This is a genomic window from Clostridium sp. 10cd*, from assembly GCF_044336395.1.
GTDB lineage: Bacteria > Bacillota_I > Bacilli_A > Erysipelotrichales > Erysipelotrichaceae > Clostridium_AQ > Clostridium_AQ innocuum.
Genome location: NZ_CP172347.1, coordinates 922,449 through 935,650 on the forward strand (window position 1 = coordinate 922,449; position 13,202 = coordinate 935,650).

General features: G+C 43.3%; 13 protein-coding genes and 1 pseudogene. All 14 read left to right on the forward strand.

The features are described 5' to 3' along the window. Window positions 1–46: 46 nt before the first annotated feature. The 14 genes and pseudogenes from ACG3M1_RS04635 to ACG3M1_RS04700 all read left to right on the forward strand — a co-directional run bounded on the left by ACG3M1_RS04635 (window position 47) and on the right by ACG3M1_RS04700 (window position 13,104). Complete coding sequence (locus ACG3M1_RS04635; protein ID WP_009587378.1) at window positions 47–829, forward strand: DeoR/GlpR family DNA-binding transcription regulator; 783 nt, start codon at window positions 47–49, stop codon at window positions 827–829. Further along, window positions 813–1,760: a class I mannose-6-phosphate isomerase gene (locus tag ACG3M1_RS04640; RefSeq protein WP_009587381.1), complete on the forward strand. Its 948-nt coding sequence runs from the start codon at window positions 813–815 to the stop codon at window positions 1,758–1,760. The genes ACG3M1_RS04635 and ACG3M1_RS04640 overlap by 17 nt, the downstream gene beginning before the upstream one ends. A gap of 3 nt (window positions 1,761–1,763) precedes the next feature. Then, entirely contained in the window at window positions 1,764–2,402 is a 639-nt protein-coding gene (gene hxlA / locus ACG3M1_RS04645; RefSeq protein WP_008817000.1) for a 3-hexulose-6-phosphate synthase, read from the forward strand. Window positions 2,403–2,706: 304 nt separating this feature from the next. Continuing rightward, complete coding sequence (locus ACG3M1_RS04650; RefSeq protein ID WP_021419694.1) at window positions 2,707–2,856, forward strand: hypothetical protein; 150 nt, start codon at window positions 2,707–2,709, stop codon at window positions 2,854–2,856. 443 nt (window positions 2,857–3,299) lie between these two features. Beyond that, entirely contained in the window at window positions 3,300–4,163 is an 864-nt protein-coding gene (locus tag ACG3M1_RS04655) for a ketose-bisphosphate aldolase (protein WP_008816999.1), read from the forward strand. A 9-nt stretch (window positions 4,164–4,172) separates the two neighbouring features. Then, a pseudogene (locus tag ACG3M1_RS04660) lies at window positions 4,173–5,353 on the forward strand (iron-containing alcohol dehydrogenase). Next, window positions 5,350–6,156 (forward strand): transketolase, encoded by an 807-nt coding sequence (locus ACG3M1_RS04665; RefSeq protein ID WP_008816997.1) that lies wholly within the window; start codon window positions 5,350–5,352, stop codon window positions 6,154–6,156. Before ACG3M1_RS04660 ends, ACG3M1_RS04665 begins: the two are co-directional and overlap by 4 nt. Then, window positions 6,153–7,121, forward strand: a complete 969-nt coding sequence (locus tag ACG3M1_RS04670; protein WP_008816996.1) for a transketolase family protein — start codon at window positions 6,153–6,155, stop codon at window positions 7,119–7,121. Before ACG3M1_RS04665 ends, ACG3M1_RS04670 begins: the two co-directional genes overlap by 4 nt. A 131-nt stretch (window positions 7,122–7,252) precedes the next feature. Continuing rightward, window positions 7,253–9,970, forward strand: a complete 2,718-nt coding sequence (locus ACG3M1_RS04675; protein ID WP_008816995.1) for a PRD domain-containing protein — start codon at window positions 7,253–7,255, stop codon at window positions 9,968–9,970. Continuing rightward, window positions 9,971–10,390 carry a PTS sugar transporter subunit IIA gene (locus tag ACG3M1_RS04680; RefSeq protein ID WP_008816994.1) on the forward strand — a complete coding sequence of 140 codons (420 nt, stop codon included), beginning with the start codon at window positions 9,971–9,973 and terminating at the stop codon, window positions 10,388–10,390. Between the two features lie 12 nt (window positions 10,391–10,402). Then, on the forward strand, window positions 10,403–10,867 hold the full coding sequence (locus ACG3M1_RS04685; RefSeq protein WP_008816993.1) for a PTS sugar transporter subunit IIB: 465 nt from the start codon (window positions 10,403–10,405) through the stop codon (window positions 10,865–10,867). A gap of 20 nt (window positions 10,868–10,887) precedes the next feature. Continuing rightward, window positions 10,888–11,652 carry a PTS mannose/fructose/sorbose/N-acetylgalactosamine transporter subunit IIC gene (locus ACG3M1_RS04690; protein ID WP_008726996.1) on the forward strand — a complete coding sequence of 255 codons (765 nt, stop codon included), beginning with the start codon at window positions 10,888–10,890 and terminating at the stop codon, window positions 11,650–11,652. Further along, the gene (locus tag ACG3M1_RS04695) at window positions 11,636–12,451 is read left to right on the forward strand and encodes a PTS system mannose/fructose/sorbose family transporter subunit IID (RefSeq protein ID WP_008726997.1); all 816 of its coding nucleotides are present in this window, start codon (window positions 11,636–11,638) and stop codon (window positions 12,449–12,451) included. Before ACG3M1_RS04690 ends, ACG3M1_RS04695 begins: the two co-directional genes overlap by 17 nt. 8 nt (window positions 12,452–12,459) lie before the next feature. Continuing rightward, window positions 12,460–13,104: an RpiB/LacA/LacB family sugar-phosphate isomerase gene (locus ACG3M1_RS04700; protein ID WP_002607506.1), complete on the forward strand. Its 645-nt coding sequence runs from the start codon at window positions 12,460–12,462 to the stop codon at window positions 13,102–13,104. The last annotated feature ends 98 nt before the right edge of the window (window positions 13,105–13,202 follow it).

A 13,202-nucleotide genomic window follows, 5' to 3' on the forward strand; every position in this document is an offset into this window, starting at 1 on the left:
GTGATGGCGAAAATTTCGTATACTGTCATCAGGAAGGAGAAAAAACGTGAAGATACCAACCTTTGAACGCCGGAATGAAATCATCAGAATGCTGCAGGAGCATGGCTATGTGAAAGCGCAGATGCTCGCTAAGCAGTATCAGGTAAGCATGGAAACGATTCGCAAGGATCTAACCTTCCTGGAAGCTGCCGGCATTGCACACAGGGAGTATGGCGGAGCATCATTATCCCGGCAGGATATTGAGCAGGCGCTGCCTGTACGAATGGGGCATGGCTCCCGAAAAAAGGAAATCGCCCGCTGTGCACTTGGCTTTCTGGAGGATGCCAAAGTTGTTTTTCTGGATGCCGGTACGACGGTGCATGAGCTGGCAAAGCTATTGAATGATTATCGCCCGCTTGATATTGTGACTAACTCACTCCTCGCATGGGAGTGTCTGGATGCAGAGCGTCATAATGTATTTCTCACCGGTGGAAAAAAACGGGAGAAAAACCGTTCACTGACCGGAAGCTGGTGTGTGCAGGCGATTGAGTCGGTCCATGCGGATATCTGCTTTTTGGGGACGAGCGGTATTCTGGATAGAAAAGGGCCTACAACACATTCCTATCAGGAGCTGGAGGCGAAAAAAGCCATGGTTCGCCAGAGTGAGCGAATCTATGTACTGGCAGACAGTGATAAATTTCGGGAGTCCGGATTTCATACCATGTGTTTATGGGAGGAAATTGACGGTATCATCACGGATGGTTCTCTATCCGCGAAAGCCTATGAGCATTACGAAAAAAACGTGCCTATCTGGATGGCACAGGAGGATGAATATGAAGAAAATCGTTAAAATTCTACCGTTTTATGAACCGCGTATGTGGGGAGGCGGAGAGCGTCTGAAAAATGAATTCAACTATCATACGGATGTAAAGCCGCTGGGGGAGGTCTATAATGTGGTCGCATTACAGGGACATGCGGATTGTGAGGTATCGGGAATGGACATGACACTGTCTGCATTATACAAACAGTATCCGGAGTGGTTTAACTGTGATACAGAGGAGCTGCCGGTACGTGTCAATATTCTGGATCCCATGGCTGATTTATCCGTACAGCTCCATCCGGATGATGCATTTGCCAGAGCATATAACGGAGGCCGCGGAAAACCGGAGGCATGGGTCATTCTGGATACTACCGAGGAAGGCAGAATCCAGTTTGGACACAAGGCAAAGACAATAGCGGAATTCAAGGAGAAAACAGAGCAGCAGGATTGGGAGGGCCTGTTGAAATATCTGAAGGCGGTTAAGGATGCATTCATCGATATCCCTGCAGGAACACTGCATGCCATTGGCACCGGTGTATTGACCTATAATATTTCAAGAAACGCTGATTGTACACTGCGTCTGTATGATTATGACCGCATTGATCCATCTACCGGAAAAAAACGTGATATTCAGCCGGAGCAGGTATATGAAAATGTAAATATGCCGGATACCTCCACCGAATTTGTTATGTATCCGTCTTCCCTGGAGCGCGGCATTCATGTGACAAGGTACTGGGATGAACCGGGATTGTATACACTTATGCGTCTTCAGGTTGAGAAAATGGGAACATTCTCGCATCCGCGCTTTGCCTTCTATACATGTGTGGATGGTGAAGGAACGATACAGGATGTACCTATCAAAAAAGGGGAAACCCTGCTCGTTCCGGAAGGAATGGGAATGCTGAAATTCGAAGGAATCATGGATGTCTTCCTGGCATCCTACAGAAATGAGGAGGATTAGTTTATGAAATTACAGCTGGCATTGGACGATATCACGTTGGAGGATGCGTTATCACTTGTACGCACAGTACGTGATTATATTGATATTATTGAAATTGGCACACCGTTTGTTATTGAATATGGTATGGAAGCAGTACGGGTGATGAAAAAGGAGTTCCCGGAAAAGGAAATTCTAGCGGATCTGAAAATCATGGATGCGGGAGATTATGAGGCGGAAGAAGCGCTGAAAGCAGGTGCTGATTATGTAACGGTGCTGGGAGTTACCGATATATTGACGGTTAAGGGCTGTATTGATGCGGCAAACCGCTATGGTAAGCAGGTCGTTGTGGATATGATCTGTGTAGAGGATATGCCTAAAAAGATTGCGCAGATGGAGGAAATTCAGGCGCATATCATTGCGGTTCATGTCGGTGCAGATCAGCAGGCGGCTGGAAGAGAGCCGCTTGAGGATTTGAAGCTGATGAAGGAGTGCGTGAAGGCTGCCGGTGTATCGGTTGCGGGTGGAATCAATGGAAAAACAATTTCTGATTACACAGCGCTGCGTCCGGATATCGTTATTGTAGGTTCTGGAATCACGCATGCACTGGATCCTGTAGCTGAAGCAAGAAAAATCTATGAAGCGGTGCATGGCGGTGAGCAGTGATGTTCTAGCTTTCATCATGCCGGAGCTGACGCAGCGAGCAGTAGAAATAGTAAAGAAAGAACTGGAGATAATGGTGCATTAAATGCGAAACGGGGGTATGTCGCCGGGCAGGCAGGAGCGGCTTTATTGCAAGAGGCCTTTCCATGCGATAGATACTTATGGGGTAGTACGAACGTATGATCTGCTGGTTTTCTGTCCGGCTCGGTAAAATACATCCGATCCGGTTGTCATTGCAGAAAAAGCAAGGTCACTGCATGCGGACATCGCACTGCTGACAACGAATAAAGCTGGTGCGCTGTCATCGATGACAGATATCAAATTCATAATACAGGTAGTCACCAAGGAAACGACAGAAATTCAGGGGCGTCCCATACAGATGAGCGGCTCCATATATGGTCAGCTTGCCTGGATCTGCTGTGATGCCATGGTGGTTATGATGATGCAGGAAAGCTGACAGAGCAGTAGTGATTAAATGATGTGGCATGCTAATTTAGAATAGTGATATAAGGGCATTGCGAGAGAAAACGCAGTGTCTTTTTATCATGGAAAAAGTGCTTTTTATGTTATCACGGAAATGGTTCAAATTATGACAGGTTATACCTTCTTTTATAGAAGAAACAGTATTTTTTTGAATCAGCGGCAAAGGCAGAGATGAAAAATAACAGAAAATCAGGACAGTATATATTTTTTTTATTGTGTTAAATAACTTTTTCACTAAGCTCACCACTCGCTTATCCTGGTACAAATGAATTTCAGATATGTTGAAAAGTTCAGAAAGAAGTGATAAAGCAGTGGATTAAGGTTGAAATGTATTGAAATATAAAGAAAATCTTCAACAATTCTGACGGTGCATTCTATCATCGTTATGATGGGGTCATCAGAAAGGAGAGATGAAAAATGCTGATGAATATGGAGAGCTTGCTGCAAACAGCGAGAAAGCATCATTTTGCAGTAGGAGCATTTAATGTATGCGACAGTCTTCTGTTTTCAACTGTTATGGAATGTGCAGAAGAGCAACATGCACCGGTAATTGTTGAGCTTGCACCACCTGAATTTTCATATGTTGGATCGGATTTCTTCGCCTATGCTGTAAAACGGATGCAAAACAGCAGTGTTCCCTGTGTCCTGCATCTGGACCATGGAAAGACCATACAGGATTGTATACGTGCGATACGCTGCGGCTTTACCTCTGTAATGATTGACGGCTCATTATTAGCATATGAGGACAATGTAAAACTCACAAAGACAGTTGTTGAGCTTGCGCATGGTGTCGATGTGTCAGTAGAAGGGGAAATCGGAACGATTGGCGCGTTATCAGACAGCGTTGAGGGAGGCGTAGAGCAGGTAACGTATACCAAACCGGAGGAGGTTACTGACTTTTTGACCAGAACGAATGCTGATACGCTTGCTGTAGCGATAGGTACAGCACACGGAATTTATCCAAAAGGATTTGTGCCGAGGCTTCGTCTGGATATTCTTAAAGCAATTGAAAAAGTGAATACATGTCCTCTTGTTTTACATGGAGGCTCTGCAAACCGCGATGAGGAAATTGCAGAAGCATGTCGTCATGGAATCTGCAAGGTCAATATTGCAAGTGATGTTCGCAAAGCATTTTTTCAGGGTACAAAAGAGATGCTTATAGAAACAGATGCTTTTTGGACACCTGATGTATTTGTATCTGGCAAACGGGAGGCGAAAAGGGTCATTACTCATAAAATGCAGCTGTTCGGGTGTATCGGACAAGCCGATAAATATCGCTAGAGGTATGCCATGGAAAATTTTATTTACAAAAATCCAACAGAAATCATCTTTGGCAGGAACCGTCTGCATGCACTGAAAGATCAACTGCTAAAGCGCGGATATCGTTCTGCGTTGGTATTGTACGGGGGATCCCACTGGAAGGAAAACGGTACTTTAGAGCAAATAACTACGCAATTAGAGTCCTGCTCCATTTCCTGTTTTGTTCAGGGGGGATACGTCCCAATCCAAAGCTGTCAGAGGTCGAGCAAATTGTCAGAAACGTAAAGGGTGATATTGTGGATGTGATTCTGGCACTTGGGGGCGGGTCTGTTATAGATACAGCAAAGGCAGTAGCGGTATGCTTGGCAGTACCATCCGTAAGACTTCAGGATATCCTCTTAGAAGATCAAAAAATAAAACAGGCGCTTGATGTTGGCGTAATATCGACAATCGCCGGTTCAGGTAGTGAGTCAAGTTGTTCTATGGTGATTACCATTGATGAAGGGAATTTGAAAAGAGCCTGTGATGATGAACAACTCTATCCCGTATTTGCCATTTTGGATCCAATACTGACATTCACACTTCCATATTATCAAATGGTAAGCGGAGCTTGTGACATCCTCATGCATGCGATGGAGCGTTATTTCTCTCCTACTGATAACACAGAACTGATTGACAGTATGTGTGAAGGTCTTATGCGAGTAGTAATATCCAGTATCGAAAAAAGTATAAAAAATCCGCAGGATTATGAGGCAAGAGCCAATCTGATGTGGGCGGGCTCTTTATGCCATAACGGTTTGTTGGGGACAGGCAGAAAAGAAGATTGGGCCTGTCATCGTATGGAGCATGAGCTCAGCGGATTATTTAATGTTGTCCATGGAGCAGGCTTGTGTGCCTTATGGGGAAGCTGGGCTGCCTATGTCCGGCCATATCATCCGAAACGATTTGCTTCCTTTGCCCGTCAAGTCATGGGTATAGAGGAAGTAAATGATGATCGCTGTGGAACGCTCGGTATCCAGGCGCTTGTATCCTTCTTCAAAAGAGTGGGCATGCCAGTTTGTATCACAGATTTGAACGTGTGTATTGATGAAGCAATCATACAGACCATGGCACAAAACTGTCTCCTTCGCTCTGACAGTATCGGACAACTGAAGAGGCTGTCATTACAGGACATTAAAGCGATTTACAGAAAGGCGGGAAAGGTTGAATGAATACGTGTGAGTTGAAAGCTTTTGCGAGCAAAATACGAAGGGTAACCTGCGATATGGTTCTTTATCGCGGTGATGGTCATATCGGCGGTGCTCTTTCCATGAGTGATGCATTGGCAGTTCTGTTTGGAAATTACATGAAGGAAGAGGACTGGTTTGTTTTATCCAAGGGGCATGCGGGACCTGCTTATTATGCGGTACTGATGCTGACAGGCAGACTGGATCAAAAGCATATTCACACCTTGAATGAAAACGGCACTTTGCTTCCTTCTCATCCGGATCGCATGAAAACACCCGGTGTTCAGGTAACGACCGGCTCCCTTGGACAGGGGATTTCTCAGGCAGCAGGAATTGCTTATGCATTGAAGACGATGAAGAGAGAAGGAAATGTGTTTTGTATGGTAGGGGATGGCGAATGCAATGAGGGCGAGGTGTTTGAAGCGTTACAGTTCATCGCTAATAAACGATTAAACAACTGTATTGTTATGGTTGACTGTAATAAGAAGCAGGTAGACGGCTTATTGCGAAAGGTCAGCTGTGACTTTGATTTTCCTGCACTGCTTCAAAGTATCGGTTTCCATGTGTGTGAAGTAGATGGAAACGCAGTGGAGGCTGTCAATGGAAAGCTCTCCGAATGCATAAAAAGAAAGGAGCAGGCAAGCGCGCTCTTATTAAACACAGTCAAGGGTGCCGGGATTCCTTATTTTGAACAGCAGGAGAATCCACACCATGTGACATTTAATGAAGCAGACAAGCAGGCGCTTCAGGATTATATCAACCTTACAGGAAAGGAGCTGAACACATGAGCTGGAAGCTGGCACAGAACAATGAAATCAGTGAAGTAAGAAAAGCATATGGTCAAACGTTGGAAAAGATGATTTTGGAAGGCAGGCCGGTTATGGTTTGTGATGCGGATTTGGCAGGATCGTCAGGCGCCGGATATCTGTATGATAAGTATCCAGAGCATACCGTTAATTTTGGCATCTGTGAAGCAAATATGGTAGCGGCTGCTGCGGCGATGTCACGCATCGGTATACGCCCCTATGTCCATTCCTTTGCACCCTTTGTATCCAGACGAGTTGCGGATCAGGTATGTATCTCTGCCGCATTTGCCAAGCAGGATCTTCATATTTATGCATCAGATCCAGGTTACTGGTCGTTGTACAATGGGGCAACACATACCACCTTTGAGGATATTGCTATTATGCGTGCAATCCCGTCAGTTCATGTTGTAGCACCGGCAGACAGTGTGGCATTCTCCTGGGTTCTGAAATGGTATGAGCAGCATGGCGGAATTATTTATAACCGCTGTACAAGAAAACCGGTGCCGTCCATATATACAAAGGACTCTGCCTTTACATTCGGAAAGGCTAATATCTTAAAAACAGGTACAGATGTTGCACTCATCGCTATCGGTGCCGGTGTCTATGATGCATTAGAAAGTGCAAAGCAGTTGGAGGAACAGGGGATATCAACAAGTGTGATTGATCTGTTCTTTATAAAGCCGGTAGATGAGACAGTTCTTCAAAATGTGATACAGACGCATAAGGTTATTGTCACAATCGAGAACCATAGCCGATATGGAGGTATTGGGGAGCTGTTAGCAGATATTATGGCACAGCAGAAAACATCTGCGCTGCTTCGTCATATTTCTGTTGATGACCAATTCGGTGAAGTAGGAACAAAAGAATATCTGAAGGAGAAATTCCACCTTACCAGTGCGGATATCGTAAACAAGGCTCTGGATGGTTTGGAAAAATATGGCAGCTGAGAAGTGAAAAAAAGTGTTCGTACAAAGAAAAGATCAGACTTTAGTGTTTAAATTTTCAACAATGTTGTGCACTGCTTTTATCTCTTTTATAATCTAGATAACAGTATCAGATATTGAAGGGAGTAATGCAAATGACAATCAGCACAAAAAATGAAATTCTGGATCATCTTCTTTCAAAGAAGGTGGAACCGGACTTAAGAAATATCGAGGAATTTTCTGCTCATATTCTGAGCAGTGAACTCCATATCAGCCGATCTCTGGCAAGCCAGTATCTTAATGGCTTCGTAAAGGAAGGTCTTCTTATAAAAATCGCTACACGACCTGTGTATTTCCTTTCCAGAAAAAACATTGAGGAACAATTTCAGGTACAGTTTAAAGAGAGTATGTTTTACAGCGTTGAGGATTTTCTGGATACGTTGTCTAAAAAAACATGTATTAAGCGCAATTTTATGAAAATGATCGGGTATGACACTTCTCTTCATACTGTGATTGATCAATTGAAATCCGCATTAAAGTATCCTCCAAATGGTCTTCCTGTGATTCTTTATGGAGAAAAAGGCAGTGGGAAGTCGCTTATGTGTCAAAAAATGTTTGAGTATGGACAGGATGCAGGTATTATTCCCGAACAGGCTCTGCTGCAGAAATATAAGGTCCTTGAACAGGATATGCAGTTGGCCGAACAGCTGTTGGGAACAGAAGTCAAAAAAGGGTTACTGGAGCAATGCGAAGGTGGTATTCTCTATCTTACACAGGCACAGAATCTGAGCAAGCATGATCAGCAGCTCCTCATGCGTATTTTGGAGGATGGAGGCTTTATTCGTGGAGGAATACGAATCACGCTTCGTACAAGAATCATACTTTCACTGGATGAGGATTATCAGAAATATCTGGATTATGACCTGATTCAATGCTTTCCAATCATTTGCCGGATGCCAAATTTGGATGAGCGCTATCAGGATGATAAGGAAGAGCTGATTATACATTTCTTTAAGCAACAGTCATGGAAGCTGGGGAGATATTTGCTTGTTAGTAAAAACCTCATTCATATACTACTGACTAGAACCTATAAACGCAATATTGATGAATTAAAACGTACGGTAGAAGATGTATGTGCACGTGCAAACAGTGAGGAGGAAACGACTGATCAGCTGTATATTCGTATGTATCAGCTTCCGGATTCCATTTTAATGGATTTGGGTGAACAGGATTATATGGAGGAACAGGTGGAGTATGTGGATATTTCCTCCTTTAAACGAAATGAAGAATCAAGAAAGCTGCTGGAGCTGTTTGAAACTATATTAAATCGTGTCCCAAAGGATGAATCGACTTCTATGATTTCGTATGTAAAGGAGCTGAATGGTGTATTGACTCAATATTGCAGTGCAATAGCATATAACGAGAAATATACAAATCAGCAGATCCTTGCGTTAGAGCATACGATTCGTAATATTTTGAACCGCGTTCTTACAACATACAACGTTTCAATTCCATATCACTGCAGCCCGCTGTTTGCGGCTTGTATTTATGGCAGGCAGTCCCATAACAGGATACTTGAGGAATGGAAACAGGAGCATGCCTATGAAATCAGCAAATGTCTGAGCCTGTTGGAAAAGCAGTATCCCCAGGGGTATCTGATCTGTGAGAAGCTGAGCTATGCCCTGCTTGCAAATCTGGAATTAGGGTTTGATGATATGGAAAAAGTAATTCTCATGATTCATCTCGGCTTTTATCATGAGCATGCCCATCAGAATAAATATTTGTCCATTATTATCGCACATGGCTATTCCACAGCCAGCAGCATGGCCGAGGCCATAAATTCTCTGCTGGGCAGCTATCTGTTCGAAGCCTTTGATATGCCTCTGGATACCTCCATGCCGGATATTGCGGACCGCCTGAAACGCTATATTGATCGCTATACAATAAAAAATGATATCCTTTTGCTTGTGGACATGGGATCACTGGAGCATATTGATGAACAGCTGACTATGATAGACAATAAGAACATCGGCATCATCAACAATGTATCGACAAGACTTGCTCTGGATATCGGAGAATCTATACTGCAGGGAGCGGATATGGAATCGTTATTAAGGAAAGCGGCAGAGCATTCTACAAGTACCTATACACTTGTAGAAAACAAGCAGAAAAAAGATTTGATAATTTTCATATCGGACAATGGAATCAAAATGGCGAATCGCATGCGGGAATTATTTGCGGATTCATTGCCGAAGGCCATCGATATCGAAATGCTTTCTATCGATCTATTGGATTTCAGAAATGAAGACTATATGAATGAAATTGCAAAGGAATATAATATTCTATTTGTATCCGGTATCTGTTCCAGCATTGATTGTCCGAAGCAGTTTATATCACTGGAGGATTTGATTACCTCTAATCAGCTGGATTATCTGAGAACCTTGCTTAATAAATATTTGACGATTGAAGATATAGATACATTTACGAGAAATCTAATCCATAATTTCTCACTTGGCAATGCATTGGATACCTTATCTATTCTGGATGCAAAAAAGCTGCTGGAGTTTGTAGAGGGTGCTGTCAATCAAATGCAGCTGCAATTGGACCGCCGCTTCTATGGAAATACGCTAGCTGGATTGTATATTCATCTATGCTGTATGATTGAACGTCTGGTAACAAAAGAACCCATTACCAATCACGAGGGTTTGCAGCAATTTGAGAAAGAAAACAGAAAGTTCATAGAGATAGTAAGAAGAAGCTTCACAAAGGTATGCAGCCATTATGGCGTAGAGCTATCTATGAGCGAAATATCCTATTTATATGATTATATCAAAGAAGACAAACTGCATGGAACGCAAGAGGGGGATTTCTAAATGAAAACAAAAATTATTATCGCAAGTCATGGAAGATTTGCAGAAGGTATTATGGATAGTCTTAAAATGATTGCGGGAGAGCAGGACCATGTAGAACCGCTTTGTGCTTATATTGATCGTAGCGTTGACTACAGCGCACGCATACGACAGCTGGTAGCTGATCATGATTATGAAAAGCAGGCGCTTCTGGTTATCACAGACTTGTTGGGAGGTAGTGTGAATAACGAATTCATGCGTTTTACAGAGGATTATCCGTTTTATCTGGTTTCCGGATTAAATCTCAGTCTGCTGCTGGAATTAGCACTGTATCCGGACGAATTAAAATCAGATACGATTCAGAAAATCGTAGAGCATAACAGTGATTATATAGTATTCTGCAGTGGAGACACTTTACACCTGCAGGAAGAAAACGATTTTTAGGAGGATGAACATATGATTAAAATGCTTCGTGTTGATCACAGACTTCTGCATGGACAGGTAGCCTTTTCCTGGACCGGGTATCTCGGGGTCAACTGCATATTGATTGCGAATGATGATTGTGTAACCAATGATCTGCGCAGAACAACGCTTCGCCTCGCCAAGCCATCCAGCTGTAAGCTGATTGTAAAAGGCATCGAGGAATCCATCGCGGCATTAAACAGCGGGAAAGCAGATAAATACAATCTGTTTATTGTTGTGGATAATGTAGCGGATGCCTATCGTCTTGCCAGTGAGGTGGACCGTATCCATATCGTCAACATTGGAGGTCTGAAAGCAGGAGAGCATACACATCCGCATCCCTCCAATCATAATATCAATTTTACAGATGAAGAGGAAATGATGCTTCGGGAGCTGGTCGATAAGAATATTGATGTAGAGCTTCGTATGGTTCCCAGTGATCCCGTTAAGCGACTTTAAATGAAAGAGAGGAATGAAGTATGATACAAGCAGCATTGATAGCACTGATAGCTTTTCTTGCCTATATGGGAGATGCTCTAGGATATTCACAATATGACCGTCCGCTTTGTACCGGCGTACTGGTTGGTATCGCATTGAATGATGTGCAGCAGGGACTGATGGTGGGGGCCAGTCTGGAATTGGTCTACATGGGGACATTGACAATCGGTGGAGCATTTCCACCCGATATTTACACCGGTGGAATCCTGGGTACGGCATTTGCAATAACCACAGGCTCCGGTATCGAGGGGGCAGTTGCCCTTTCCCTTCCGATTGCAACCTTCGCCTTGCTGATAAAACAGGTTATTTATACGTTTGTAAGAGGATTCTTTGTACACCGTGCAGACAGCTATGCATTACAGGGGAATGACTCCAAGGTAGCTGCCATGCATGTATGGTCAACTTTGGCATACTGTGTGCCGATGGCAATTGTAGTCGGAATTTGTTTCTATGTCGGAGGTCCTGCAGTTCAGGCAGTGCTTGATCAGATACCGGCATTCATTATGAAGGGATTGTCAGCTGCAAGTGGCATGCTGCCTGCCCTTGGCTTTGCCATGCTGGTGAAAATGATTATCAGTAAGGAGCTGGCTCCATATTTCTTTATCGGCTTTCTGATTGCCAGCTATCTGCAGATTCCTGTGCTTGGAATTGCATGCATCGCGATTTTAATTGCTCTGCTGGTTATTATGAATGATCGTAAGAAAAACAATGTGGAGATGGGAGGTATGGATGATAATGAATTCTAATTCTGTAGAGAAGAAGCTGACAAAAAAAGATTTAAAGCAGGTGTTTGTTCGTTCGATAGCGTATAATTCATCGTTTAATTACGAAAGGCAGTTAAATCTGGGATGGGCATTCTCCCTTATGCCGGTATTGCGCAAGCTATATAAAGATGATGAGGAACAAATGAAAGCAGCATTGGCCCGTCATTTGGAGTTTAACAATATTACCCCATTTATCTGTACAGTACTATTTGGTATAACTGCGGCGATGGAAGAACAGAATGCGAATGATAGGGACTTTGATACTGAATCCATCAATGCTGTTAAGGTAGGACTGATGGGGCCGCTTTCGGCAATCGGTGACTCAATCTTTCTTGGAACACTGCGTGTAATAGCCGCAAGTCTGGGCTGTTCTCTGGCATTGAAGGGCAATATCTTGGGACCCATCATCTATCTGCTTATCTTCAATATTCCAAATTTTGCATCTCGTTATTTTCTGATGTACAAGGGGTATGAGCTGGGAACCAGCTTTCTGAATAAGGTAGAGGAATCCGGCATCATGGATAAGATTTTCAAAGGAGCCGGTATTCTGGGATTGATGGTTATAGGCGGAATGGTCGCAACCAATGTCAGTGTTCCCCTGACGGTAGCTTACGACGATGTGAAAATTCTGGACACCATTAACGGCGTTATGCCTAATCTTCTACCACTATGCTTTACCGGACTGATCTTCTATTTCCTGAAAAAGGATATTAAGGTAACCTATATTCTGGCTGGTATCATCCTGTTTGGTATCCTTGGTGCCGCCATTTCGATGTTTTAGGAGGTTGTATGAAAATAGGATTGATAAATGAAGATTCACAGGCAGATAAGAATGCCATGATATTTGATATTCTGAAGCAGGAAGCAGAGAAAAAAGGACATACGGTATTCAATTACGGTATGTATACGGAACAGGATAGTCATCAGATTAATTTTACGCAGATAGGTATTCTTGCAGCGGTTCTATTGCACAGCCACGCAGTAGATTTTGTCGTGACGGGCTGCGGAACAGGGCAAGGAGCTATGATTTCCTGTAATGCGTTCGCTGATGTTGTTTGCGGCTATGTCAATACACCACTTGATGCTTATTTGTTTACCCAGGTGAATGCGGGAAATGCGGTATCTTTGCCATTCTCCCAGTATTTTGGATGGGGTGCTGAAATCAATCTGAAGTATGTGTTCGAAAAATTATTTGCACAGGAATTCGGTGGTGGCTATCCGCAATGCTATGCAGAAGGTGAAAAACGTAGCAGAGCACGTATGATGAATGAAACAAAGCTGCCTGCCCAGTATGCATTGCTGGAAGCATTACAGCGAACAGATCAGGAATTGCTGAAGCAGCTTCTGGATTATCCACAATTTCAGGAGCAGTTTTTCAGAAATGCAGAGGATACACCTGTTACACGATTCATAAAAAACCTGTTGCATCCATAGGTTTAAATGTAAAAACATATAATATAAAATGCCATGTAAATTCAGGACAGAAAATTGTAGCTGATAATAATTAAAATGCGAAGGAAAAGCAGCCATTT

Bases quoted from the DNA above. Each gene is read 5' to 3' on its own strand.
- ACG3M1_RS04640 (WP_009587381.1), top strand. From the start codon at position 813: ATGAAGAAAATCGTTAAAATTCTACCGTTTTATGAACCGCGTATGTGG.
- hxlA (WP_008817000.1), top strand. From the start codon at position 1,764: ATGAAATTACAGCTGGCATTGGACGATATCACGTTGGAGGATGCGTTA.
- ACG3M1_RS04650 (WP_021419694.1), top strand. From the start codon at position 2,707: ATGACAGATATCAAATTCATAATACAGGTAGTCACCAAGGAAACGACA.
- ACG3M1_RS04655 (WP_008816999.1), top strand. From the start codon at position 3,300: ATGCTGATGAATATGGAGAGCTTGCTGCAAACAGCGAGAAAGCATCAT.
- ACG3M1_RS04665 (WP_008816997.1), top strand. From the start codon at position 5,350: ATGAATACGTGTGAGTTGAAAGCTTTTGCGAGCAAAATACGAAGGGTA.
- ACG3M1_RS04670 (WP_008816996.1), top strand. From the start codon at position 6,153: ATGAGCTGGAAGCTGGCACAGAACAATGAAATCAGTGAAGTAAGAAAA.
- ACG3M1_RS04675 (WP_008816995.1), top strand. From the start codon at position 7,253: ATGACAATCAGCACAAAAAATGAAATTCTGGATCATCTTCTTTCAAAG.
- ACG3M1_RS04680 (WP_008816994.1), top strand. From the start codon at position 9,971: ATGAAAACAAAAATTATTATCGCAAGTCATGGAAGATTTGCAGAAGGT.
- ACG3M1_RS04685 (WP_008816993.1), top strand. From the start codon at position 10,403: ATGATTAAAATGCTTCGTGTTGATCACAGACTTCTGCATGGACAGGTA.
- ACG3M1_RS04690 (WP_008726996.1), top strand. From the start codon at position 10,888: ATGATACAAGCAGCATTGATAGCACTGATAGCTTTTCTTGCCTATATG.
- ACG3M1_RS04695 (WP_008726997.1), top strand. From the start codon at position 11,636: ATGATAATGAATTCTAATTCTGTAGAGAAGAAGCTGACAAAAAAAGAT.
- ACG3M1_RS04700 (WP_002607506.1), top strand. From the start codon at position 12,460: ATGAAAATAGGATTGATAAATGAAGATTCACAGGCAGATAAGAATGCC.